A 23,506-nucleotide genomic window follows, 5' to 3' on the forward strand; every position below is an offset into this window, starting at 1 on the left:
AAGCAGAAATGCGTTTCCCGGAACGGGGGAGGCTTGCCCGTCTAATGCGGGGTAAGCGTGGACGAACGCGGGGATTATCAGGGTGACGGTCTCGGTCTTGTCGATGACAAGGGCCGGGTCGCGATTCCTGCTTCTCTCCGCGCAACGCTGGCGGCGAACGCGCCGCGTCCCGACGGCAAGGACGGTGGGACCGTCATCGTCGGGGTCCACCCCAAGCACAAATGCCTGCGCGCCTACGATCCCGCCTATGTCCGCATCCTGCGCGCACAGCTCGATGCGCGCGAGGCGGCGCACACCAGTGCGGACGGCGAGCCCAACTACAATTTCAAGCGCCGCGGCGCGAGCGGCGAGCCCGTGCCGTTCGACGGTTCGGGCCGCTTCATCATGCCCGGCTTTCCGCGCGATTATGCGGGGATCGGCGAGCATGCCTTCTTCTGGGGCACGCTCGACTGGATCGAGATCTGGGACCCCAAGACGCTGCTCGATGCCGAGGATGTCGACCCCGTGATGCAGGCCGCGTGCCGCTATCACTGCAAGACCAAGGGAGTCGCGCTGTGAGCGACGCCCCCGCCACGTCCCCGCACGTCCCCGTCCTGCTCGACGAAGTGATCGACGCGCTCGCCATTGCCCCCGGCGAGACGCATGTCGACGCGACCTTCGGCGCCGGCGGCTATACCCGCGCGATGCTCGCAAGCGGCGCTCGCGTCTTTGCGTTCGACCGTGACCCCGATGCGATCACCGCCGGAGCAGGGCTGGTCGACGAAGCCGGTGGCGCGTTGATGCTCGTGCCTGCGACCTTTTCCGCGCTGGAAGCCGAACTCGCTGCCCGCGATGCGGTGCCGGTGCAGGGCGTCACGCTCGATATCGGCGTGTCGTCGATGCAGCTCGACCAGGCCGAGCGCGGGTTCAGCTTCCAGTCGGACGGCCCGCTCGACATGCGGATGAGCCAGGAGGGCGAGAGCGCCGCCGATTTCGTCAATACCGCCGACGAGGCCGCGATCGCCGACGTGCTCTATCAATATGGCGACGAGCCCCGCTCGCGCCGCGTCGCGCGCGCGATCGTCGCGGCGCGGCCGATCACGCGGACGGGTGAGCTGGCGCACGTCGTCCGCCGCGCGCTCGGCTACAAGGCGCACGACAAGAAGGACCCGGCGACCCGGACCTTCCAGGCGATCCGCATCCATATCAACCGTGAGCTCGGCGAACTCGCCGATGTTCTCGCCGCAGCGGAGCGCGTGCTCGCGCCCGGCGGGCGGCTCGCGGTGGTGACGTTCCACAGCCTCGAGGACCGCATGGTCAAGCGCTTCCTGCGCGAGCGCTCGGGCGGCTTGCCGTCGGGGTCGCGGCACTTGCCCGAGGTAGCGGCGAAGAACGCCCCGAGTTTCGAGCAGGTCGGGCGCGGTGTTCGCGCCAGCGAAGAAGAAATCGCGCGCAACCCGCGCGCGCGATCAGCCACATTGCGGACGGCACGACGCACGAGTGCCACCGCCTGGACGGAAGGGGCGTTGTAATGCTTGGGCTGGCTTGGAAGAGTCTGGGATGGTTCCTGGCGAGCGTCGCGGTGGCGCTCGGCTTCCTGCTCGTGCCCTTGCAGGTTGCGGCCGAGCGCAAGAAGCTCGACCGCACCGTGGTCGAGATCGCGCGCGCCGAGCGTGATATTCGCGCGCTCGAAACCGAGTTCGACACCCGCGCGAGTCTCGCGCAGCTCGACAAGTGGAACGCCGAGAAGCTCGGGCTGGTCGCGCCGTCGGCGGGGCAGTTCGTCGCGGACGAAGCCGCGCTCGCGGCGCTCGAGCCGAGCGCGCCCAACGCGCCGCAGCTCGCGTCGTTCGTGCCGCTCGCACCGTTGTCGGCGGAAGGCCAGGTCGCGCCGGTGGCCACGGCTGCGGCGACCACCAAGGCTGCGCCCGTCGCGGCTGCCCCCGTCGCCGTTGCGGCCGTCGCGACGACGGCAGTGCCGGTCGCCCGGCTCCAGACGGCTGCCGTTCCCGCGCGCGCACCCGTTTTCGCACCCGTTTCCAAGGCAAAGCCGATCGCGACCCCACGCCCCGCCGCGCCCATGACGCATACGGCGATGGCCGCGGTCGCCCCGCCCAAGCCGCGCGCGGCGGTGGCGATGCTCGATCGCGCCTTGCTGGATGACAGCATGATCGGGGACCTCCGCAGCGGCGCCCGCGCCGAAAGCCGGTCGCGCCGGTGACCACCTTCGTCGCCCGGCCAGTCCCCGCGCGACGGGGTAACGAGCAGCGCCACGCGCTGGTCGCGGTCGCGCATGTGCGGCTGATGATGCTGATGCTGCTGATCATGGCGGGGTTCCTGCTGGTGATCGGCCGGATCGCGATCCTCGGAATCCTCGGCACGCCCGCCGGGGCGGCGAATCTCGCGGTCAACCCGCAGGTGCGCGGCGACATTCTCGACCGCAACGGCCAGCCGCTCGCGCGCACGATCGATGCCTGGACGATCGGCGTTCGCCCCGCGCAATTGCTCGGTGACCGGCAGGGGCTGGCGGATTCGCTCGCGCGGATCATGCCGGGGCACGACTCTTCCTGGTATCTCCAGCGCCTGACGATGCGCGGCAAGTTCACCTATCTCGACAAGCATGCCTCGCCCGACCTGGTGAACCAGATCCACGCGCTTGGCGAACCCGGCATCGTCTTCGCGCGCGAGCCCGAGCGGCTGTACCCACAGTCGACGATGGCGGCGCACGTGCTCGGCTATATCGGCCCGACCGCGACCGACGCGCATATCGCGGGTCGCGCGGGGATCGAACGTGCGTTCGACGAACGCCTCAGCGACCCGCGCCGCCGTGGCGAACCGATTTCGCTGTCGATCGACGCGCGTGTCCAAGCCGCGATGGAGAGCGAACTCGGTCGCGCGATGACCAACTTCCGCGCCAAGGCCGCGACCGGCGTCGTGCTCGACGTCCATACCGGCGAGATCATCTCGATGGTGTCGCTCCCGGTCTACAACCCTAACAAGCTGACCGGCACCAGCAGCGACGCGTTGCGCAACAACGTCACGCAGTCGGTCTACGAACTCGGTTCGACGTTCAAGCCGATCGCGGTTGCGGCAGCGATCAACGACGGTGTCATCACCGACATGACCCGCCGGTTCGACGCGACCAAGCCGCTCAAGGTCGGCCGGTTCACGATCCACGACGATCGCGGCGATCCCAAGCGCTGGCTCAACATCCCCGAGACGCTGGTCTATTCGTCGAACGTCGCGACCGCGCAGATCGCGGACAAGATGGGCAAGGACCGGATGGCGGCGATGTTCACCGCGCTCGGCTTCGGCGAACGCCCCGCGACCGAATTACGCGAGCGCGCCGGGCCGATCTGGCCGCGCTTCTGGGGTCGGACGACGGTGATGACGACGGCCTACGGCCACGGCATCGCGGTGACGCCGCTGCATCTGGCGAATGCGTACGCAACGCTCGTCAACGGCGGGATCTATCGCCCGACGACGCTGCTCAAGATCGCGCCGGGCGCCGCCCCCAAGGGCCGCCGCGTGCTGACCGAGGCGACGAGCGCGCGGATGCGGCAGTTGCTGCGGCTGGTCGTGCTGCTCGGCACGGGCCGCAAGGGCGATGCGGTCGGCTACCGCGTCGGCGGCAAGACCGGGACCGGCGAGATCGCGGGCGCGGGCGGCTATTCGCGGAGCAAGAACGTCTCGACCTTCGCGGCGGCCTTCCCGATGGACGCGCCCCGCTATGTCGTCGTCGCAATGCTCGATTCGCCCAATGGGACGAAGGAAACCTACGGCCTGACCACCGCCGCGTGGAATGCCGCCCCAGTCGTCGGGCGCGTTATCTCGCGCACCGGCGCGCTGCTCGGCGTGACGCCCGATACATCGCGCGACATCGATGTATCCCAGCTTTTGCCTCTGGTATGGACCGGGGAGAAGAAACCGGTCCCGACCGCAGAATGAGAGAATTGCCGTGAAATTGGGTGCGCTGACCGGCGGGAACGAGAACGCCACGGTAAGCGGCTTCGCGATCGACCACCGCAAGGTCGCGCCGGGGACGGTGTTCGGTGCCTTCCAGGGCACCGCCGTCAACGGCGAGGACTATATCGCGGCGGCGGTGGCAGGCGGCGCGATTGCGGTCGTCGCGCGGCCCGAGGCGCAGGTGACGGGCGCGGTGCATATCGCCGATGCCAACCCTCGACGCGCCTTCGCGCAGCTTGCCGCGCGCTTCTTCGCGCCGTTCCCGGCGGTTGCGGTCGCGGTGACCGGGACCAACGGCAAGACCTCGACCGTCGAGATGGTCCGGCAATTGTGGCGGATGGCGGGGTATCACGCTGCCTCGATCGGGACGCTCGGCGTGACGACGGGCGACGACCGCGTCTCGACCGGGCTGACCACGCCCGATGTCGTCACTTTCCTGTCGAATGTCGCTGGCCTGGCGCGCGAGGGCGTCAGCCATGTCGCGTTCGAGGCGTCGAGCCACGGCCTGTTGCAATATCGCACCGAGGGGCTCGCGGTGCGCGCGGCGGCGTTCACCAATCTCAGCCGCGATCATCTCGATTACCACGGGACGATGGCGGCGTATCTCGAGGCGAAGCTGCGGCTGTTCTCGGAAGTGCTGGCCGAGGACGGCACGGCGGTGCTGTGGGCGGACGATGCCGCCGCGGCACAGGTTGCGGATGCCGCACGGGCGCGCGGAATCACCGTTGCGACGGTGGGGACGACCGGCACGCGGCTCAAGCTGGTGAAGCGCGTGCCGAGCCTGCTCGGCCAGGCGCTGACGATCGAGACGGGCGACGAGACGCACACGATCAACCTGCCGTTGATCGGTGCGTATCAGGCGGCGAACGCGCTGACCGCCGCCGGGCTGGTGATCGCGACCGGCGGGGCCGTGGCGGCGACGCTGGCGAATCTGACGCGGCTGCAGCCGGTGCGCGGGCGGCTGGAACGCGCGGTGATCGCGGCGAGCGGCGCGCCGGTCTATGTCGATTACGCGCACACCCCCGACGCGCTCGAGGCGGCGATTGCCGCGCTCAAGCCGCATGCGGCGGGGCGGCTGATCGTTGTGATCGGCGCGGGCGGTGATCGCGACCAGGGCAAGCGTGCCGAAATGGGCCGGGTCGCGGCGGATCAGGCGGATCACGTGATCGTGACCGACGACAATCCGCGCAGCGAAGACCCGGCGAGCATCCGCACGATGGTGCTGGAAGGCGCGCCGGGTGCGGTCGAGATCGGATCACGCCGGGAGGCGATCCGCGCGGCGATTGCGGGGGCGGGGCCGCAGGATATCGTGCTGATCGCGGGCAAGGGGCATGAGCAGGGGCAGATCGTCGGCGATCTGGTCCTGCCGTTCGACGATGTCAGCGTCGCCCGCGAAACGGTGCAGGCGTTGAGCGCATGACCGCGCCGCTCTGGACCGCCGTCGAAATCGCCACCGCGACCGGTGGCGTCGCGTCCGCCGACTTTGCCGCCAGCGGTGTTACCTTCGATTCGCGCGAGGTCGGCCCGGGCGACCTGTTCATCGCGCTGCACGGCGAATTCAGCGATGGCCACCGGTTCCTCGACGGGGCGTTCGCGCAGGGTGCGGCGGGCGCGATCGTCTCGCAAGCGACGCCGCATCCGCACGTGCTGGTCGCTGATACGACGCTAGCGCTCGACGCGCTGGCGCGCGCGGCGAGGGCGCGGACGTCTGCGAAGATCATCGGCGTGACCGGATCGGTCGGCAAGACCGGGACCAAGGAAGCACTGTTCGAGGCGCTAGACCGCGGCGTGCCCGGCGGCGCGCATCGCTCGCTCAAGAGCTACAACAACCATACCGGCGTGCCGCTGAGCCTGTCGCGGATGCCTGCCGCGACGCGCTTCGGCGTGTTCGAGATGGGGATGAACCATGCGGCGAACTCGCGCAACTGACGCAGCTTGTCCGCCCGCACGTCGCGATCGTCACGACGATCGCACCTGCGCACACCGAATTTTTCGCGAGCGAGGAAGCGATCGCGGATGCTAAGGGCGAGATCTTCGCCGGGCTCGAACCCGGCGGCGTTGCGATCGTCCCCTTTGACAGCCCGCATCGCGACCGGCTGATCGCGGCAGCAACCCCGCATGCCGCGCGGATCGTCACGTTCGGGCTCGACAAGGCCGCCGACGTCCATCCGATCGAAACGATGCGGACCGCGCGCGGGGCGACCTTCGTCACCGCGCGCGTTGGCTCGCGCGAACTCAGCTTCACGATGGCACAGCCGGGGATGCACTGGGTGTCGAACGGACTCGCGGTGCTCGCGGCGGTCGATGCGGTCGGGGGGGATCTGGCCGCCGCCGGGCTGGCGCTCGCCGAAATGGGTGGGCTTGCGGGGCGCGGCGCGCGGTTCACGGTCGCGGCAGCGGGCGGTTCGGCGCTGGTGATCGATGAGAGCTACAACGCCAACCCCGCCTCGATGCGCGCGACGCTCGCGGTGCTCGGCGCGGAGAAGGGCGTGCGGCGGATCGTCGTGCTCGGCGAAATGCGTGAGCTTGGCGACGACAGCGATTCCTATCATGCGGCGCTCGCCGCGCCGATCCTTGCGGCGGGGGTCGAAGCGGGTATTCTCGTCGGTGAACGCATTGCGCCGCTGGCGATCGCGCTTGAGGGCAAGGGCGATTTCGTCCATGTCGCGGACGCCGCCGCCGCGCGCGCCAGCCTTTCAACGATGCTGGCGGCGGGTGATGCGGTGCTCATCAAGGGATCGAACGGCGTGGGGTTGGCGGCAGTCGTCGCAAGCCTGCGGAGCGGGACACAGTAATGCTCTATTTCATCGCCGAATATCTGGGATTTCCGGGGGCGCTCAACCTCTTCCGCTATCTCTCGTTCCGCACCGGCGGGGCGGTGGCGACATCGCTGTTCCTCGGCATGCTGATCGGCCCGCGCTTCATCGGCTGGCTGCGGCTGCGGCAGGGCAAGGGGCAGCCGATTCGCCTCGATGGCCCGCAATCGCATCTGTCGAAGCGCGGCACGCCAACGATGGGCGGGCTGATGATCCTGACCAGCCTGGTGATTTCCAGCCTGTTGTGGATGGACCTGTCCAACCCGTTCGTCTGGGCGTGCACTTTCGTGACCTTGGGCTTCGGTGCGATCGGGTTCCTCGATGATTACGACAAGGTCCGCAAGGCGAGCACCGCGGGTGTCTCGAGCAAGCTGCGGTTGCTCGGCGAATTCGCGATTGCGCTCGTCGCCAGCGCGATCATCGTTCACCAGAACGGGACGCATCTGTATCTGCCGTTTTATACCGGCCCGGTGATCCAGCTCGGGTGGTTTTACATCATCTTCGCAGCGTTCACGATCGTCGCGTTCGGCAATGCGGTGAACCTGACCGACGGGCTCGATGGCCTTGCGACGATGCCGGTGATCATCGCGAGCGTCGCGTTCATGCTGATCGTGTATCTGGCGGGCAACCTCAAGTTCGCGACGTACCTGGGAATCCCGCACGTACCGCATGCGGGCGATCTCGCGATCTTCTGCGGCGGGATCGTCGGGGCGGGGCTTGCCTTCCTGTGGTTCAACGCGCCCCCTGCGGCGGTGTTCATGGGCGACACCGGGAGCCTTGCGCTCGGCGGCGCGCTCGGGGCGATTTCGGTCGTGGCGCATCACGAGATCGTGCTCGGCATCATCGGCGGGCTGTTCGTGATCGAGGCGATGAGCGTGATCATCCAGGTGTTCTTCTACAAGCGGACCGGCAAGCGCGTGTTCCGCATGGCGCCGATCCACCACCATTTCGAGCAGCTCGGGTGGAGCGAGCCGACCGTCGTGATCCGGTTCTGGATCATTGCGCTGGTGTTGGCGCTGGCGGGTCTTTCGACGTTGAAGTTGCGGTGAAGCGCGCGGTTCTTCTTTCTTCAGCCCCTCCCCTTCAGGAGTGTCAGGTGAATAGCCCCCCGGGCTATTCAGGTCAGGCTGGGAGCCTGACCGACCTGACACTGGGTTGGGGTGGGGCTGTACCGGGCGCTGATCTCGGTGAGACTTCCCCCACCCCCAACCCCTCCCCTGAAGGGGAGGGGCTTTTAGAATTTTCAGATCCCGAGACGATCGACCTCACCGATATGGATGCCCTCGTCGTTTCCCCCGGCGTGCCCCTCAAGCGCCACCCGGTTGCAGCGAAAGCGCGCGCGTCAGACGTCCCAATCCTCGGCGACATCGAACTCTTCGCTCAGGCGCGCAGCGACCTGCCGCGCCACAAGGTCGTCGGCATCACCGGGACCAACGGCAAGTCGACCACCACCGCGCTCGTTCACCACATCCTCCAGACGGCAAAGATCCCCAGCCTGATGGGCGGCAACATCGGCCTGCCGATCCTCGAGCAGCAGCCGCTGACCGAAGGCGGCGTCTATGTGCTCGAACTGTCGAGCTACCAGATCGACCTGACGCAGAGCCTCGACTGCGACGTCGCGGTGCTGCTCAACATCACGCCCGATCATCTCGACCGCTACGACGGGTTCGACGCTTACGCCGCGTCCAAGGCCCGCCTGTTCGAAATGCAGTCGCCCGAGCATGCCGCGATCATCGGGATCGGCGATACCCCCTCGGCGCTGATCGCGCGCAGCCTGTCCGCGCGCAGCGAGCAGCTCACCAAGATCGCGCCCGGCGTGTGCATGGACCAATCGCGGTGGCCGTCGCTGCAAGGCCCGCACAACGCCCAGAACGCACTCGCCGCGATCGCGGTGGCGCAGGCGCTCGGCGTCAGCGAAGCCGCGATCGACGAGGGTTTGCGCAGCTTTACCGGCCTGCCGCACCGGATGGAGCGTGTCCGCACCCACAACGGCGTCGCCTGGGTCAACGACAGCAAGGCGACCAACCCCGAATCCACCGCCCCCGCGCTTGCCGCATTCGACCGGATTCACTGGATCCTCGGCGGGGAAGCCAAGTCCGACGATCTCGACGCCTGCGCGCCCCGGTTCGGGCATATCGCGAGCGCCTATACGATCGGCGCCGCCGGCCCGCGCTTCGCCGCGATCCTCGCGGGGAAAGTGCCGGTCGAACAATGCGGCGATCTCGCCACCGCGGTGGCCGCCGCGTATCGCTCGGCTGCGCCGGGCGATACGGTGCTGCTGTCGCCGGCGTGCGCGTCGTTCGATCAGTTCCGCGATTTTGAGGATCGTGGAAACCAGTTCCGCACTCTGGTCGAGGCGCTCGCGTGAACGACATGAGCAATAGCCCGCCGAAATTGTGGAAAAGCATGAAGGGTCGCGGCGGACGCGGCGACCGGTCGCCGCTCGGCACGTGGTTCTGGGATATCGACCGGATGCTGCTGCTGCTGACGCTGCTGCTGATCGCAGTCGGGCTGGTCGCGGTCGGCGCGGCGTCGCCCGCCGCGGCGACGCGTTATTCGGACGAAAAGCATCACGTCGCGCCGTTATTCTATCTGTGGTGGCAGCTGGCGTGGGTCGGCGTGTCGCTCCCGGTATTGCTGGTCGTCTCGATGTTGCCCGTGCCGGTCGCGCGCCGGATGGCGTTGATCGGGACGGTCGCGTGCCTTGTCCTGCTGATGCTGGTTCCCGTGTTCGGGGTGGAGAAGAACGGCGCGACGCGCTGGCTCAATCTTGGCGTCTCGCTGCTCCAGCCGTCCGAATTCCTCAAGCCGTTCTTCATCGTCACCGCGGCCTGGGTGCTGTCGATGCGCGCGCAGGACGCGGCGCTTCCGGTGGTGACGATCACCGCGGGGATGACCGCGCTCGTCGCCGTGCTGCTGATGCTCCAGCCCGATTTCGGGCAGACGGTCGTCTTCTGTACGGTGTGGATGGCGTTGCTGCTGATCTCGGGGACGTCGCCCAAGATCATCGCGCTGTTCGTTGCCGCGGTCCCGGCGGGGCTGACCGCCGCCTACATGTTCTACGGGACCGCGCGCGCGCGAATCAACGCGTTCCTGTTCCCGGACCATGACGGCGTCGGCGCGGCAGACCATTACCAGACCAATGCCGCGCATGACACGATCACCGCGGGCGGCTGGCGCGGGACGGGGCCGGGCGGCGGGACGATGAAGTTCCGGCTGCCCGAGGGGCATACCGATTACATCTTCTCGGTCATCGGCGAGGAATTCGGGTTGATCGCGTGCGTCATCATCGCGCTGCTGTTCTTGGCAATCGTGGTACGCGTGTTCGTCAAGCTGCTGGACGAGCAGGACGAATTCCGGCTGTTCGCAGCCGCCGGGCTAGCGACACAGTTCGGCGTGCAGGCGCTGATCTCGATGGCGGTCAACACGGGGATCGCGCCGAGCAAGGGGATGACGCTGCCGTTCATCTCCTATGGCGGGTCCTCGCTGGTCGCACTGTCGATCGGAATGGGCTTGCTGCTGGCGTTTACCCGACGCAATCCGTTCGTCATGCGATCCAAATATATCGCGCGATGGAGCGGCGAATGAGTGTGGCGAAGCATTTCGTACTGGCCGCCGGGGGGACCGGCGGGCACATGGTTCCGGCGGCGGCGCTCGCCGCCGAGCTGATCCGGCGCGGACATTATGTCGCGCTGGTCAGCGACGAACGCGGCGTGCGCTTCCCCGGGCTGTTCGAGGGGATCCAGACGCATATCCTCCCCGCCGGGCGACCCGGCGGCGGGCCGGTCGGCTATCTCAAGGCGGCGTCGTCGATGATGAAGGGCCGCGCGATGGCGATCCAGCTCTACAAGAGCTTCCGTCCCGACGCCGTGATCGGCTTTGGCGGATATCCGGCGCTGCCGGCGTTGCTGGGGGCGTTCAACCAGAAGATCCCGACCGCGGTGCATGAGCAGAATGCGGTGCTCGGGCGGGTCAACCGGCTGGTCGCGGGCAAGGTCGATGCGATCGCCACCTCTTATGCCGAAGTCGAGCGGCTGAGCCCGCGGCTGCGCGGCAAGACGCGGCTCGTCGGCAATCCGGTGCGCGACGCGGTGCTGGCGCTTCGCGCCAAGCCGTATCCGCTGCTCGAGGAGGACGGGATCTTCCGCGTGCTCGTCACCGGCGGGAGTCAGGGCGCGAGCGTCCTGAGTCAGGTCGTCCCCGACGGCCTGTCGCTGCTCCCGCTCGCGTTCCGGCGGCGGTTGCAGGTGACGCATCAGGCGCGGATCGAGGATATCGAGGCGTGCCGCGCGAAATATGCCGAGCTGTCGATCGCGGCGGATCTCGCGACCTATCTGCCCGACCTGCCCGAGCAACTCGCATGGGCGCATGTCGTGATCGCGCGCGCGGGCGCTTCGACGCTGGCGGAGCTGACCTGTGCGGGGCGTCCGGCGATCCTTGTGCCGCTGCCGTCGGCAACCGACGATCACCAGACCGTCAACGCGCGCGAGATGACGCAAGCGGGCGGCGCGCGGACGATCGACCAGCGCAGCTTTACGCCGGTGGAACTCGCCAAGCAGATGCAGAAGCTCGGGCTCGACCCGGCGGCGTTGCAGAATGCCGCGGCGCGCGCGCGGGCGTGCGGGCGGCCCGATGCCGCGCGCGACCTCGCCGATCTGGTCGAGAGCCTCGGCAATCCCCACGGCGACATGCCGATCGGCGCGGCGCGCCCCAAACCCAGTCAGAAGGCAGCATTCGCATGAGGGGTGTGGCAACCGACATCGGCACGATCCATTTCGTCGGCATCGGCGGGATCGGCATGTCGGGCATCGCCGAGGTGATGAAGAACCTCGGTTACAGCGTTCAGGGATCGGACGTGGCGGAGGGCTATGTCATCGAGGGCCTGCGCGCGAAGGGCATTCCGGTCCTGATCGGGCATCACGCCGACAATCTCGGCGATGCGGCGGTGATCGTCACCTCCACCGCGATCAAGCGCGGCAACCCCGAGGTTGAGGCGGCGCTCGAACGGCGGATCCCGGTGGTGCGGCGCGCGGAAATGCTGGCCGAGCTGATGCGGCTCAAATCGACCGTCGCGGTCGCGGGCACGCACGGCAAGACGACGACGACCAGCATGGTTGCGGCGCTGCTCGACGCGGGCGGGGTCGATCCGACGGTCATCAACGGCGGGATCATCAACAGCTACGGCTCGAACGCACGCCTCGGCGCGAGCGACTGGATGGTGGTCGAGGCGGACGAGAGCGACGGCAGCTTCCTGCGGCTCGACGGGACGATCGCGGTCGTCACCAACATCGATCCCGAGCATCTCGATCACTACGGCAGCTTCGAGCACGCCAAGAACGCCTATGTCGAGTTCATCGAGAACGTGCCGTTCTATGGCGCGGCGTTGCTGTGCCTCGATCATCCCGAGGTGCAGAACATCATCCCCCGCGTTCGCGACCGGCGCGTCGTGACCTACGGCTTTGCCGCCCAAGCGGACGTGCGCGGGGTCAATGTGACGCCGGTGCCGGGCGGCAATCGCTTCGAGGTCATCATCCGCCACCGCGACGGGACGAGCCGCTCGATCGAAGGGATCGACTTGCCGATGGCCGGGCGGCACAACGTTCAGAACGCGCTCGCCGCGATCGGCGTGGCGCTCGAACTCGGGATCGACGATGCGACGATCCAGCAGGGGTTCAAACAGTTCGGCGGGGTCAAGCGGCGCTTTACCAACGTTGGCGAAGTCGCGGTGCCGGGCGGGGTCGTCACGGTGATCGACGATTACGGCCATCATCCGGTCGAGATCCGCGCGGTGCTCGCGGCCGCGCGCGAGGGCGTGCGCAACCGTGTGATCGCTGTCGTCCAGCCGCATCGCTATTCGCGATTGGGCGATCTGATGGAAGACTTTCAGGGTGCGTTCAACGATGCCGACATGGTGCTGGTGACGCCAGTCTATGCCGCGGGCGAGCAGCCGGTCGAGGGCGTCGACTCGGATGCGCTGGTCGACGGGATCAAGCGGCGCGGGCATCGCTCCGCCGCGACGATCGCGGATGCGGCAACGCTTGCGACGACGCTCGCGGGTGTGGTGCAGGCGGGGGACATGGTCGTGTGCCTTGGCGCTGGCGATATCACGAAATGGGCGGCGGGGCTGGCGGGGGCCATCGAAGGAGCACGGACATGACCGACTGGTTCACGGCCTCGATCAAGCTGCAGCAACAGATGCTCGACGCGCAGAAGGCGTCGCTGTCTGCAGGCCAGCAGGCGCTCGGCGCGGGCGATGCGTTCGTCAAGATGCAGGAAGCGGGTCGCAAGGCGGCGGAGGCGAACATCGCGGCGATGAACGCGTGGGCGCGCATGTGGGGTCTCGGCTAAACATGGCCTCTGCGCCGTCCTTTTCAGCGTCGCTGCCGGAGGTTGCCGGTCGCCTGACGCCGCGCGCGCCGCTTGCGCCGCTGGTCTGGTTCAAGACCGGTGGTGCTGCGGAGTGGCTGTTCGAGCCGCGCGACGCGGAGGATCTGTCGCGGTTTCTGGCGGCGCTCGATCCGTCCGTGCCGGTGATGCCGCTTGGATTGGGGTCGAACCTGATCGTGCGCGATGGCGGCGTGCCTGGCGTGGTCGTCCGGCTGGGGAAGCCGTTCGCCAAGGTTGCCGCGCTTGATGCGACGACGCTGGTGTGTGGCGGCGGGGCGAGCGGGATCCTCGTGTCGTCGTCGGCACGCGATGCCGGGATCGGCGGCGTGGAGTTCCTGCGCTCGATCCCCGGTACGGTCGGCGGGTTCGTGCGGATGAACGGCGGCGCTTACGGACGCGAGACGAAGGATGTGCTGGTCGAATGCGAGATCGTGTTGCGTTCGGGCGAGCGGCGGGTGCTGCCGGTCGCAGCGGTCGGTTACAGCTATCGCCATTCGGATCTGCCCAACGGCTGCGTCGTCGTCAGCGCGACGTTCCGCGGGCATCCGGAGGCACCCGGCGTGGTCCAGGCCGAGATGGACCGCATCGCCGCGGAGCGCGAAGCGTCGCAGCCGCTCCGCTCGCGGACGGGCGGGTCGACGTTCAAGAACCCCGAGGGCCACAAGGCCTGGGCGCTGATCGACGCCGCCGGATGTCGCGGGCTGACGCGCGGCGATGCGCAGGTCAGCGAGAAACATTGCAATTTCCTGCTCAACCTCGGAGCGGCGTCCAGCGCCGAGATCGAGGCGCTGGGGGAAGAGGTGCGGGATCGCGTGAAGGCACAATCGGGGATTGAATTGACGTGGGAAATCCAGCGGGTCGGGGTGACGGTATGAACATCACGCGTCAGTTCCTCCCCGGAACGGGGAGGGGGACCATTCGCGTTCTTCACGCGAATGGTGGAGGGGTTGCGCCGCGCGCGCTCCGCCTGTTGCCCGGCCCCTCCACCATTTTGCCGGAAGGGGCAAAATGGTCCCCCTCCCCGTGCCGGGGAGGAGTGCGATGACCCTCCATGTCGCCGTCCTGATGGGTGGCCCGTCCGCCGAACGCGAAGTGTCGCTCAAGTCGGGCACCGGCGTGGCCGACGCGCTCGAATCGCTCGGGCACCGCGTCACGCGGATCGACCTGGGCAAGGACGTCGCGGCCCGTCTCGCGGAGGCGAACCCCGACGTCGTCTTCAACGCGCTCCACGGTACGCCGGGGGAGGATGGCACCGTCCAGGGCCTGCTCGACCTGATGGGTTTGACCTATACCCATAGCGGCCTCGCCACTTCGGTCATCGCGATCGACAAGCAGTTGACCAAGCTGCTGCTCGTCCCCGGCGGCATCCCGATGCCCGGCGGGCGGATCGTTAAGTCGGAATCGCTGTATGATGGCGACCCGCTGCCGCGACCCTATGTCCTAAAGCCGGTCAACGAAGGTTCGTCGGTCGGGGTCGCGATCGTCACCGACGAGGGCAATTACGGCAACCCAATCGCATGCGGCGTGGCGGGGCCGTGGAACGAATTCGAGGAATTGCTCGCCGAACCCTATATCCGTGGCCGCGAACTGACCACCGCGGTGCTCGGCGACAGGGCGCTCGGCGTCACCGAGCTCAAGCCCAAGAACGGCTGGTACGATTTCGACGCCAAATACACCGATGGGCTGACCGAACACGTCTTCCCCGCCGACATTCCCGACGAGATCGCGCAAGCGTGCAAGCGGATCGCGCTCGACGCGCACCGGTTGCTCGGCTGCAAGGGTACGTCGCGCTCGGATTTCCGCTGGGACGACCAGTTGGGCGTCGACGGGCTGTTCCTGCTCGAGGTCAATACCCAGCCGGGGATGACCGCGCTCAGCCTCGTCCCCGAACAGGCCAAGCATTGCGGGATCGACTACCCGCAGCTCGTCCAGATCATCATCGATGAGGCGCTCAAGGACAAAGCGGCGAAGGCGGGTTCGCCATGAGCGGCACGATCAAGCGCGGCACCGTCCGTCGTCCGGTCCAGCCCAAGCGGAAGCAGGCGGCCAAGCCCTCGGTCATCGACCGTGCGATCACCGCGCTGCCGGTGAGCGAGGCGACGCTGCGCAAGGCCGCGACCTGGACGATCACCGGGGTCGTCGGCACGGGGCTGATCGCGCTCGCGTCGTTCTTCGGGATTCCGGCGGCGATCGGGACCGCGATCGGCGAGGGGATCGGCGACGCAGGCTTCCGCGTGACCAACATCCAGATCACCGGGCTCAACCGGATGGACCATAATGTCATCTACAAGATCGCGGCGAACCAGCCGTCGATGGCGATGCCGCTCGTCAGCCTCGAGAAGATCCGCACCGATCTGGTCTCGCACAGCGGCTGGATCGAGGACGTCCACGTTTCGCGGCGGTTGCCCGATACGCTGCTCGTCAGCGTGATCGAGCGCCAGCCGAGCGCGATCTGGCAGAACAAGGGGCAACTCGCGCTCATCGCGGCGAACGGAACGTGGCTCGAGCCGGTCGACCCCGAGGCGATGCCGGACTTGCCGATGGTGATCGGCCCGCACGCGAACGAACAGGAACCGGCGTATCGCACGCTGCTCGACGTCGCGCCCGCGCTGAAGGGGCAGGTCAAGGCGGCGACCTGGGTCGGCAACCGCCGTTGGACGCTGACGTTCGAAACTGGCGAAACGCTCGCGCTGCCCGAGGGGGATACCGAGGCGGCGAAGGCACTGGTCAAGTTCGCGCAGCTCGACGGCGTACGGCCTTTGCTCGGCAAGGGCTGGCTCGGGTTCGACATGCGCGACCCGACGCGGCTGGTCGCGCGCAAGCCGGGGATCACGACCAACAATGCGATTACCGATCCGGGCCCCGCTCCGGGCAGTTCGCCCGCGGCAACGCCGTCGGGGGCACCGTCTCCGACGCCGACCGCATCGCAGAGCGTGGCGCCGCGGCTGACGGCGGTAAAAAGAACGAGCACGGATTCACAGGCTTGAGCAATTGCAGTAAGCGTTGGCGGGAACAGGGGTAAGGGCATGGCGAAAACCGCACCGGAAGGGTTGATCACCGCACTCGACATCGGATCGTCGAAGGTGTCCGCGCTGATCGCGCAGAAAGGCGATGGCGGCGAGCTGATCGTGCTCGGCACCGGCCAGCGCGAGAGCAAGGGCGTCAAGCGCGGCTATATCGCCGATGCCGCGGCGACCGAAGTGGCGGTGCGCGAGGCGGTCGAGCAGGCGGAGCGGATCGCCGGGCTCAACATCGAGAACGTCTGGGTCAGCTTCTCCGCAGGCGGGCTCGTCTCCGACGTCGCGTCGATCGAGTTCGAGCTGGGCGGGCACCGGGTCGAGCAGACCGATATCGATGCGCTCCTTCAGGCCGGGCGGGACTCGATCGATCCGGCGGGGCGGATGGTGCTCCATGCGCAGCCTGCGCTGTACACGCTCGACGGACTGACCGGGGTCAAGCGCCCGCTCGGGCTGCATGCTGACCGGCTCGGCGTCCATATCCACGTCGTCGCGGCGGACGGATCGCCGGTGCGCAACCTCGGCCTGTGCGTCGCCAACGCGCATCTCGAGGTGAAATCGATCATCGCCTCGCCCGTCGCCACCGGCATGGCGTGCCTCAGCGATGAGGAGCGCGAGCTCGGCGTCGCCTTGGTCGAACTGGGCGCGGGGATCACCAACGTATCGCTGTTCGCGGGCGGGATGCTCGTCGGGCTGATGTCGATCCCGATCGGCGCGCAGGACATTACCGACGATATCGCCTCGGCGTTCGGCACGCGCCGCGCGCAGGCGGAGCGGATGAAGTGCGTCCACGGCTCGGCCAACGCATCCCCGCGCGACAATCACGAGATGATCGACGTCGCGCCGATCTCGGCGGAGGAAGATGCGAGCGACGGCACGCGGATCACCAAGGCGCAGTTGATCGCGGTGATCCGCCAGCGGCTCGATCATCTGATCGGCGAAGTGTCCAAGGCGCTCAAGGACCTCAAGTTCGAAGGTCCGGTCGGGCGGCAGGTTGTGCTGACCGGCGGCGGCGCGGAGCTCAAGGGCATCGCGGATTACGCGCAGGCGGCGCTCGGCCGTTCGGTGCGGATCGGTCGACCGCGTGGGTTGATGGGCTTGCCCGAGGCGCATGCGACCCCGGCGTTCACCACGCTGGCGGGACTCGCCTTTTATGCCGCAGCCGATCCGATCGACCTGCGCGCGTTGTCGAGCAAGCAGCAGCTTGTGCATCGGCCTAAGGGATTTGCCGCGTTTCGTCGCCTGATGGCGGCAGCCCGTGCAAATTATTAAACAATAACGTTACGAAACGGCGGTTCGCGCTGGAACGACCGGCGGCGATAGTGCAGAACCGCTGTTTACGAAATGAGTGCGTCGGGCCGTAGCTGCCCGTTGGAGACTGGGACATGAGCATCGAATTTCTGCCCCCCGAAGTCGACGAACTGACCCCGCGCATCGCGGTGATCGGCGTCGGCGGCGCGGGCGGCAACGCTATCGCCAACATGATGCGCGCAGATGTGCAGGGCGTTGAGTTCCTCGTCGCCAACACCGACTCGCAGGCGCTCAAGCAGTCGGCGGCTAGCCACAAGATCCAGCTCGGCGTGAAGATCACGCAGGGGCTCGGCGCGGGTTCGCGTCCCGAGATCGGGCGCGCAGCGGCCGAGGAGACGATCGAGCAGGTCACCAAGATGCTCGAAGGCTCGCACATGTGCTTCATCGCGGCGGGCATGGGCGGCGGCACCGGCACCGGTGCGGCTCCCGTCATCGCCAAGGCGGCGCGGGACATGGGGATCCTGACGGTCGGCGTCGTGACCAAGCCGTTCGCCTTCGAGGGTACGCGTCGCGCCAAGAGCGCCGAAGCGGGCATCGAGGAACTGCAGAAGTACGTCGACACGCTGATCGTCATCCCCAACCAGAACCTGTTCCTGGTGGCGAACGCGAACACGACCTTCAAGGAAGCGTTCCAGATGGCGGACGAAGTCCTTCAGCAGGGCGTCCGCGGGATCACCGACCTGATGGTCATGCCCGGCCTCATCAACCTCGATTTCGCCGACGTCCGTTCGGTGATGCAGGAGATGGGCAAGGCGATGATGGGAACCGGCGAGGCCGATGGCGACAATCGCGCGATCGAGGCGGCGTCCAAGGCGATCGCCAACCCGCTGCTCGACGGCGTCAGCATGAAGGGCGCCAAGGGCGTCATCGTGTCGATCACCGGCGGCGACGACATGCGCCTGCTCGAGGTCGACGAAGCCGCGAACCACATTCGCGAGCTGGTCGACGACGATGCCAACATCATCTGGGGTTCGGCGTTCAACCCTGACCTCGAGGGCAAGATCCGCGTCTCGGTGGTCGCCACCGGTATAGAGGCTGAGGCGCGCCCGCCGGAGGCAGCAGCACCCGCATCGCGCGCGTTCAGCTTCTCGAGCAAGAAGGGCGACGAAACCGCCGCCACGCCGACGGCAGCGCCTGCGCCGACCCCGGCACCGACGCCCGCCCCCGCACCGATTGCCGCGCCGGCTGCTCCGGCACCCGCGCCGGTTGCTGCTGCCGCACCGCCCGAGACGGACGAACTCGTGCTCGGCAGCGAAGCCGTGGTGCCACCCGCCAAGCGTGTCTATGGCGACGTCGACGTGCCCGCTCCGGCCGGCGACGATACCCCTGCCGAGGCACCGACGCGTCGGCGCTGGCTGTCGCCGGGTGCCGCGGTTTCGGAAGAAGCCGCCGCTCCCGCCGCAGCCGAGCCTGCAACCCCGGCGCCCGCACCGCGCGTCAAGCTGGGCGGCACGCTGTTCGAGCGTATGTCGAGCGTCTCGCGTGGTGCTGCGCGCGACGACGAGCCGTCGCCCGACAAGGATCCGCTGGATATCCCGCGTTTCCTGCATCGGCAGAACAACCAGTAACCTCACCCGTTCGACCGCGCGCCTGATGGCGCGCGGTCGATGGTCGCGGTGCGCTTTGCCGCCCGCCGCCGATCCGTTTCGCTTCGGCGCAAGCCGATGCCGCCTGTCATTGCCGGTTCAGCGGCGACGGGCTTTAGGGTAATTCATGCGCACCGTTCGCCTCGCTGCTTCGATCCTGGCCCTGACCGCAAGTGGGGCCGGCGCGGCGCAGACCCGGCCGACCTATCCATCACCGTATCCGCAGGCAGCCCCTTATCCGGCAACGTCCCCCTCTTCGGTCCAGCCGCAGGGCGATGCCGATGCCCTGGCGAGCGAGATCCGTCTGCTCGCGGCCGATCCCAACAACGTGCAGTCGCTGGTGCGCGCGGGTGAACTCGCGCTCAAGCTCGACGATGCGACCGCCGCGGCAACCTTCTTTGCCCGGGCCGCGCGGGTCGATCCGCGCAACTGGCGGATCAAGGCGGGCGAGGGGAGCCTCCTGGTCACCGCCGAACGCCCCGGCGAGGCGCTGCGGCACTTTGCCGAGGCGGAGGCACTTGGCGGCGACGTGCGCAGCTTCGCCGCGGATCGCGCGCTCGCCTACGACCTGATCGGTGAGCAGGACCGGGCGCAGCGGGATTACCGACTTGCCCTGCGCGCGGCGGAGAATGACGAAACCAGGCGGCGCTATGCGCTGTCGCTGGGGATTTCAGGCAAGCGCGAGCTGGCGCTCAAGGAAATCGAGCCGCTGCTCCGCAAGAGCGATCGTGGTGCATGGCGGTCACGTGCGTTCATTCTCGCGATGGGGGGGGATCGTCCGGGTGCCGAGCGGATCGCGACGACGATGATGCCGGCGGGGATGGCGCAGGGGCTCCAGCCGTTCTTCGACCTGCTTCCGACGCTGCGCCCGGCGGATCGCGCGTTCGCGGTGCATTTCGGTGAAGTGCGCGCGTCGCCGACCCGGCTTGCCGACGCGCGGATGGCCCCGCCGCTGCGCGCGCTCGGCCCCGATCCGACCGCACCGGTCGAGGTCGCGGCGAAGGCAAGCCCGGTCGTGGCGACGGTCGCGGCGACGCCGACCCGCAAGGACCGCCGCTCGCGCAAGGAGCGCGAGCGCGACACGATCGTCGCGGCGACGACCCCGCCGGTCGTCCCGCTGCCCGCGCCCCCGGCCTATGTCGCGCCGTCCGCGTCGGTGGCGGCGACGACCCCGTATCGCGGGCAACCGTATCGTGGATCGCGTCCTGCGGTATCGAGCGGGACGCGGGCAGCGAACCTGGCGGCGGCCAATGCGTTGCGGTCGCCCGCGGCGATCGCTGCGTTTGCGGAAAGCCCGCCGCTGGCGCGGGCATCGTCCGCGCCGACCGTTCCATCTGCGACGTCGGTTGCCGCTGTACCGTCGTCGGTCGCGCTCGGATCGTCGACGCTGGTCGGTTCGGGCCGTGCCATCACGTCCCCGGCGGCGACCCCCTATGCGGCCGCCTATGTGCCTCCGGTCGCGACTCGCTATGTGCCCACTGCCTCGGTCGTTACGGCGGCCCGACCGCTGTCGCCGACTCAGCTTGCCAATGCGGTATCCGCGGCACCGTCGGCGTCGACGCCAACCCCCGTCGTCGCGACGCCAGTCGTGCCATCCCCGATCACGCCGACCAGCGTTGCGGTGACGGCGACCGCCAGCCCGCTCGCGGTCGGGTCGCCAGCATCCCCAGGCTCGGCGAGTGATCCTGCGCTCGCCACGACTTCGCTCGCGACGAACACGAACACCGCTCCAAGCGTCCCGGTCGCCGCGCCGACCCCGATGCGTAGCGAGCAATCGATCCTCGCCTCGATCATCGCCGATATCAGCGTTCCCGGGTCCGAACTCGGCGTTGCGCCGGAACGGATGGCAGTGACGACGCCGCCGCCGATCCAGCGCGCGATCCCCAGCCGACCGCTGGCCGACGAGACCGCAAGCGCGGTGCATCAACCGAACCTGCGGACCGCCCCGAGCCATCAGGGCGGAAAGTCCGCCACTCCATCCAGGACCATCGATCGCAAGATCCTGGCGGATGCAGCCACGCAGACCGACCCCGCCGAACCCAGGCGAGGCGACACACGCAAGACGCTCGCCGAGCGCAAGGCACTGGCGGCGAAGGCCGACGTCGACGAGAAGACCGACAAGGCGGACAAGCTCGGCAAGAGCGACAAGGCCGGCAAGAAAGCTGCCGATGCGAAGAAGCTGGCGGACGCCAAGAAGGCCGAGGAAAAGCGCAAGAACGACCCCAAGCTGCTCGAGCCGGAGCGCTATTGGGTTCAGCTTGCGAGTGGCGCGAACGCGGGCGACCTGCCCAAGCAATGGGCCAAGCTCAAGACCAAAAACGCCAAGGCGCTCGGTGCGCGCAGCGGCTATGTAACGCCGCAGCGGGCAACCAACCGCGTCCTGACCGGACCGTTCAAGACCGACGACGAGGCACAGGCGTTCGCAACAGCCTTGCCAAGCAGGGCGTATCCGGGTTCGTCTTCACCAGCGAAGCGGGGCAGAAAGTCACGAAATTGCCTGCCAAATGAGAACCGTCGCGCGCTGGGCCAGTCGCCCGGAGCACAGCCGCGGTCGCCTTCACGAAGAACAAAGCGGGCCCGCCAGCACCTCGGTGCGAGGTCCTCGCGATGCTTTCCAACGCGACCGCGACCGGATCGTCCATTCGATCAGCTTCCGCCGCCTGCGCCACAAGACACAGGTGTTCATGGCGCCCGATGGCGACCATTTCCGCGTCCGGCTGACGCACAGCCTCGAAGTCGCGCAGATTGCGCGGACGATTGCGCGCGCGCTCGGCCTCAACGAGGATCTGACCGAGGCGCTCGCCCTCGCGCATGACATCGGCCATCCGCCCTTCGGTCATGCCGGGGAGGATGCGCTCGAACGTGCCCTGGCGGGGCAGGGCGGGTTCGACCACAATGGCAACACGCTGCGCGCGCTGATGCTGATCGACAGCCCGTATCCGCGCTGGAACGGGCTCAACCTGACGTGGGAAACGCTCGAGGGTCTCGCCAAGCATAACGGTCCGATCACACGGCCGGGCTGGGCGCTGGCGGAATGCGATGCGACGTTTCCGCTCGAGCTGACGCGCTGGTCGAGCCTGGAAGCCCAGGTCGCCGCGATCGCGGACGATATCGCTTATGATAACCACGATATCGACGACGGCCTGCGCGCGGGGTTGCTGACGCTCGACCAGTTGCTCGCGGTGCCGGTGGTGGCGCGCGAATGGGATGGCGTACGCGCGCGTTTCCCCGATGTCGCACCCGAGCGGCTGGTCGGGGAATTGATCCGCACGCAGATCGGGACGATGGTCAACGACCTGATCGCGGAGACGCAGGCGCGGCTGGAAGGGATCGGCGACGTCGCAGACGTGCGTGCGGCGGGGCGGTGCCTCGTCGGCTTCTCGGACGCGATGCGCGACGATGAGCGGACGCTAAAGCGGTTCATGTACGCGAACCTGTATCACCACCCGCGGCAATTGGCGGCGGCGCAGGCGGCGGAGGGAATCGTGGCGGGACTGTTCGCAGCGTATCGCGCGGACCCCGCGTTGCTGCCGGGCGAGTGGGCGGAGCGGCTGCCGGCGGACGAACCGTGGCGCAGCCGGCATATCGCCGATTTCATCGCGGGGATGACTGACCGGTATGCGGTCTCGCGCTATCGCGAGGTGGTCGGGCCGATCGATCTCCCCGAGGGGTTCTAGGACGAGATTGCAATGCCGGGCGCTTCCCCGGCGGAGGCCGGGGCCCAGTTGCGAAACGGCAGAAGCGACCGAATGCGCTTCGTTTTCTCAGCCATCGCGACTGGGCCCCGACCTTCGCCGGGGAAGCGCTTTAGAACGCGACCGGCACCCGAGATCAGCGCGACGCGATCGCGGCGTCGTCCATCCCGGCCGTCTTGGCAGGCACGAAGAACGAGACCGGCACGCCGCTCGACACGCCAGACACGCGCTTGCCGCGCACGACGAGGTGGAACGTCTCCCCCGAGGTCAGGTTGCGGCCGTCGATCGCGACACGGTCGGCGCTGGCGACCTTGGTGTAGGTGAAAGTCTGGCCGTCGCGGGTGAAGGTACGGGCTTTTCTGGCCGTATCGGCGAAAGCCGGGGCAGCGGACAGGAGGACAAATGCGGTAGCGGTTGCGATGGACTTGAGCATGATCGGTTCCTTTCGATGCGAAAGCCGGATCAGCATCCTCTCCTGGGTTATACCAAGACTCTCTGATCAGGACCGATGGGCCCACGACCGCAGTCCGATGGACATGATGCGCCACGGCTGATCGGTGAGGCGGTTCCAGGCGAAGCAGCAATGGTCGAGGATGTCGTCGTAGGATTTGAAGATGCGGTTCGACAGCCAGTTGTCGCGCATGAACTGCCAGACGTTTTCGACCGGGTTGAGCTCGGGGCATTTTGCCGGCAGCGGCAGCAGCGTGATGTTGGCCGGGACGATCAGCCCCGCCGAGAGATGCCAGCCT

General features: G+C 68.0%; 19 protein-coding genes and 2 pseudogenes. 19 read left to right on the plus strand and 2 right to left on the minus strand.

From position 1 onward, the window contains the following. Nucleotides 1-57 precede the first annotated feature (57 nt). The 19 genes and pseudogenes from RI03_RS05035 to RI03_RS05125 all read left to right on the plus strand — a co-directional run bounded on the left by RI03_RS05035 (nt 58) and on the right by RI03_RS05125 (nt 22,739). Nucleotides 58-558, plus strand: a complete 501-nt coding sequence (locus RI03_RS05035) for a division/cell wall cluster transcriptional repressor MraZ (protein WP_010215671.1) — start codon at nt 58-60, stop codon at nt 556-558. Then, the gene (gene rsmH, locus RI03_RS05040; protein ID WP_010215672.1) at nt 555-1,511 is read left to right on the plus strand and encodes a 16S rRNA (cytosine(1402)-N(4))-methyltransferase RsmH; all 957 of its coding nucleotides are present in this window, start codon (nt 555-557) and stop codon (nt 1,509-1,511) included. Before RI03_RS05035 ends, rsmH begins: the two co-directional genes overlap by 4 nt. Continuing rightward, complete coding sequence (locus tag RI03_RS05045) at nt 1,511-2,200, plus strand: hypothetical protein (RefSeq protein ID WP_010215675.1); 690 nt, start codon at nt 1,511-1,513, stop codon at nt 2,198-2,200. The genes rsmH and RI03_RS05045 overlap by 1 nt, the downstream gene beginning before the upstream one ends. Next, entirely contained in the window at nt 2,197-3,927 is a 1,731-nt protein-coding gene (locus RI03_RS05050; protein ID WP_010215676.1) for a peptidoglycan D,D-transpeptidase FtsI family protein, read from the plus strand. Before RI03_RS05045 ends, RI03_RS05050 begins: the two co-directional genes overlap by 4 nt. Nucleotides 3,928-3,937: 10 nt before the next feature. Further along, nucleotides 3,938-5,365 (plus strand): UDP-N-acetylmuramoyl-L-alanyl-D-glutamate--2,6-diaminopimelate ligase, encoded by a 1,428-nt coding sequence (locus RI03_RS05055; RefSeq protein WP_010215678.1) that lies wholly within the window; start codon nt 3,938-3,940, stop codon nt 5,363-5,365. After that, nucleotides 5,362-6,740: pseudogene (locus RI03_RS05060) on the plus strand (UDP-N-acetylmuramoyl-tripeptide--D-alanyl-D-alanine ligase). The gene RI03_RS05055 and the pseudogene RI03_RS05060 overlap by 4 nt, the downstream one beginning before the upstream one ends. Next, complete coding sequence (mraY, locus tag RI03_RS05065; protein ID WP_010215679.1) at nt 6,740-7,810, plus strand: phospho-N-acetylmuramoyl-pentapeptide-transferase; 1,071 nt, start codon at nt 6,740-6,742, stop codon at nt 7,808-7,810. Before RI03_RS05060 ends, mraY begins: the two are co-directional and overlap by 1 nt. 224 nt (nt 7,811-8,034) lie before the next feature. Then, complete coding sequence (gene murD, locus RI03_RS05070; RefSeq protein ID WP_010215680.1) at nt 8,035-9,129, plus strand: UDP-N-acetylmuramoyl-L-alanine--D-glutamate ligase; 1,095 nt, start codon at nt 8,035-8,037, stop codon at nt 9,127-9,129. A gap of 5 nt (nt 9,130-9,134) precedes the next feature. Next, nucleotides 9,135-10,349 (plus strand): FtsW/RodA/SpoVE family cell cycle protein, encoded by a 1,215-nt coding sequence (locus RI03_RS05075; protein WP_026046464.1) that lies wholly within the window; start codon nt 9,135-9,137, stop codon nt 10,347-10,349. Then, the gene (gene murG, locus RI03_RS05080) at nt 10,346-11,503 is read left to right on the plus strand and encodes an undecaprenyldiphospho-muramoylpentapeptide beta-N-acetylglucosaminyltransferase (RefSeq protein WP_010215683.1); all 1,158 of its coding nucleotides are present in this window, start codon (nt 10,346-10,348) and stop codon (nt 11,501-11,503) included. The genes RI03_RS05075 and murG overlap by 4 nt, the downstream gene beginning before the upstream one ends. Then, complete coding sequence (murC, locus tag RI03_RS05085; protein WP_026046465.1) at nt 11,500-12,918, plus strand: UDP-N-acetylmuramate--L-alanine ligase; 1,419 nt, start codon at nt 11,500-11,502, stop codon at nt 12,916-12,918. Before murG ends, murC begins: the two co-directional genes overlap by 4 nt. Continuing rightward, a complete protein-coding gene (locus tag RI03_RS05090) occupies nt 12,915-13,109 on the plus strand; it encodes a hypothetical protein (RefSeq protein WP_010162702.1) in 195 nt (64 codons plus the stop codon). Before murC ends, RI03_RS05090 begins: the two co-directional genes overlap by 4 nt. A 2-nt stretch (nt 13,110-13,111) precedes the next feature. Continuing rightward, nucleotides 13,112-14,023 (plus strand): UDP-N-acetylmuramate dehydrogenase, encoded by a 912-nt coding sequence (gene murB, locus RI03_RS05095; protein ID WP_010215686.1) that lies wholly within the window; start codon nt 13,112-13,114, stop codon nt 14,021-14,023. Between the two features lie 166 nt (nt 14,024-14,189). Further along, nucleotides 14,190-15,134, plus strand: a complete 945-nt coding sequence (locus RI03_RS05100) for a D-alanine--D-alanine ligase (protein ID WP_010215687.1) — start codon at nt 14,190-14,192, stop codon at nt 15,132-15,134. Further along, nucleotides 15,131-16,135 carry a cell division protein FtsQ/DivIB gene (locus RI03_RS05105; RefSeq protein WP_010215688.1) on the plus strand — a complete coding sequence of 335 codons (1,005 nt, stop codon included), beginning with the start codon at nt 15,131-15,133 and terminating at the stop codon, nt 16,133-16,135. Before RI03_RS05100 ends, RI03_RS05105 begins: the two co-directional genes overlap by 4 nt. Nucleotides 16,136-16,174: 39 nt before the next feature. Beyond that, the gene (ftsA, locus tag RI03_RS05110) at nt 16,175-17,437 is read left to right on the plus strand and encodes a cell division protein FtsA (protein WP_010215689.1); all 1,263 of its coding nucleotides are present in this window, start codon (nt 16,175-16,177) and stop codon (nt 17,435-17,437) included. A gap of 113 nt (nt 17,438-17,550) precedes the next feature. Beyond that, nucleotides 17,551-19,044: a cell division protein FtsZ gene (gene ftsZ, locus RI03_RS05115; protein WP_010215690.1), complete on the plus strand. Its 1,494-nt coding sequence runs from the start codon at nt 17,551-17,553 to the stop codon at nt 19,042-19,044. Between the two features lie 1,861 nt (nt 19,045-20,905). Further along, a pseudogene (locus tag RI03_RS24535) lies at nt 20,906-21,457 on the plus strand (SPOR domain-containing protein); the annotation flags it as partial. A 109-nt stretch (nt 21,458-21,566) separates the two neighbouring features. Further along, entirely contained in the window at nt 21,567-22,739 is a 1,173-nt protein-coding gene (locus RI03_RS05125) for a deoxyguanosinetriphosphate triphosphohydrolase (protein ID WP_026046466.1), read from the plus strand. Between the two features lie 154 nt (nt 22,740-22,893). Here RI03_RS05125 and RI03_RS05130 read toward each other — a convergent pair whose 3' ends face one another. Beyond that, the gene (locus tag RI03_RS05130) at nt 22,894-23,190 is read right to left on the minus strand and encodes a hypothetical protein (RefSeq protein ID WP_037514832.1); all 297 of its coding nucleotides are present in this window, start codon (nt 23,188-23,190) and stop codon (nt 22,894-22,896) included. A 66-nt stretch (nt 23,191-23,256) separates the two neighbouring features. After that, nucleotides 23,257-23,506: transposase (locus tag RI03_RS05135; RefSeq protein ID WP_010215695.1), on the minus strand; the 250-nt coding region annotated here is incomplete at its 5' end.

Origin of the sequence: Sphingomonas sp. PAMC 26621 (assembly GCF_000251145.1) — a bacterium.
GTDB lineage: Bacteria > Pseudomonadota > Alphaproteobacteria > Sphingomonadales > Sphingomonadaceae > Sphingomonas.

Bases quoted from the DNA above. Each gene is read 5' to 3' on its own strand.
- mraY (WP_010215679.1), top strand. From the start codon at position 6,740: ATGCTCTATTTCATCGCCGAATATCTGGGATTTCCGGGGGCGCTCAAC.
- ftsZ (WP_010215690.1), top strand. From the start codon at position 17,551: ATGAGCATCGAATTTCTGCCCCCCGAAGTCGACGAACTGACCCCGCGC.
- RI03_RS05090 (WP_010162702.1), top strand. From the start codon at position 12,915: ATGACCGACTGGTTCACGGCCTCGATCAAGCTGCAGCAACAGATGCTC.
- RI03_RS05105 (WP_010215688.1), top strand. From the start codon at position 15,131: ATGAGCGGCACGATCAAGCGCGGCACCGTCCGTCGTCCGGTCCAGCCC.
- RI03_RS05075 (WP_026046464.1), top strand. From the start codon at position 9,135: ATGAGCAATAGCCCGCCGAAATTGTGGAAAAGCATGAAGGGTCGCGGC.
- murB (WP_010215686.1), top strand. From the start codon at position 13,112: ATGGCCTCTGCGCCGTCCTTTTCAGCGTCGCTGCCGGAGGTTGCCGGT.
- RI03_RS05045 (WP_010215675.1), top strand. From the start codon at position 1,511: ATGCTTGGGCTGGCTTGGAAGAGTCTGGGATGGTTCCTGGCGAGCGTC.
- ftsA (WP_010215689.1), top strand. From the start codon at position 16,175: ATGGCGAAAACCGCACCGGAAGGGTTGATCACCGCACTCGACATCGGA.
- murD (WP_010215680.1), top strand. From the start codon at position 8,035: ATGGATGCCCTCGTCGTTTCCCCCGGCGTGCCCCTCAAGCGCCACCCG.
- RI03_RS05130 (WP_037514832.1), bottom strand. From the start codon at position 23,190: ATGCTCAAGTCCATCGCAACCGCTACCGCATTTGTCCTCCTGTCCGCT.
- murC (WP_026046465.1), top strand. From the start codon at position 11,500: ATGAGGGGTGTGGCAACCGACATCGGCACGATCCATTTCGTCGGCATC.
- murG (WP_010215683.1), top strand. From the start codon at position 10,346: ATGAGTGTGGCGAAGCATTTCGTACTGGCCGCCGGGGGGACCGGCGGG.
- RI03_RS05125 (WP_026046466.1), top strand. From the start codon at position 21,567: ATGAGAACCGTCGCGCGCTGGGCCAGTCGCCCGGAGCACAGCCGCGGT.
- RI03_RS05100 (WP_010215687.1), top strand. From the start codon at position 14,190: ATGACCCTCCATGTCGCCGTCCTGATGGGTGGCCCGTCCGCCGAACGC.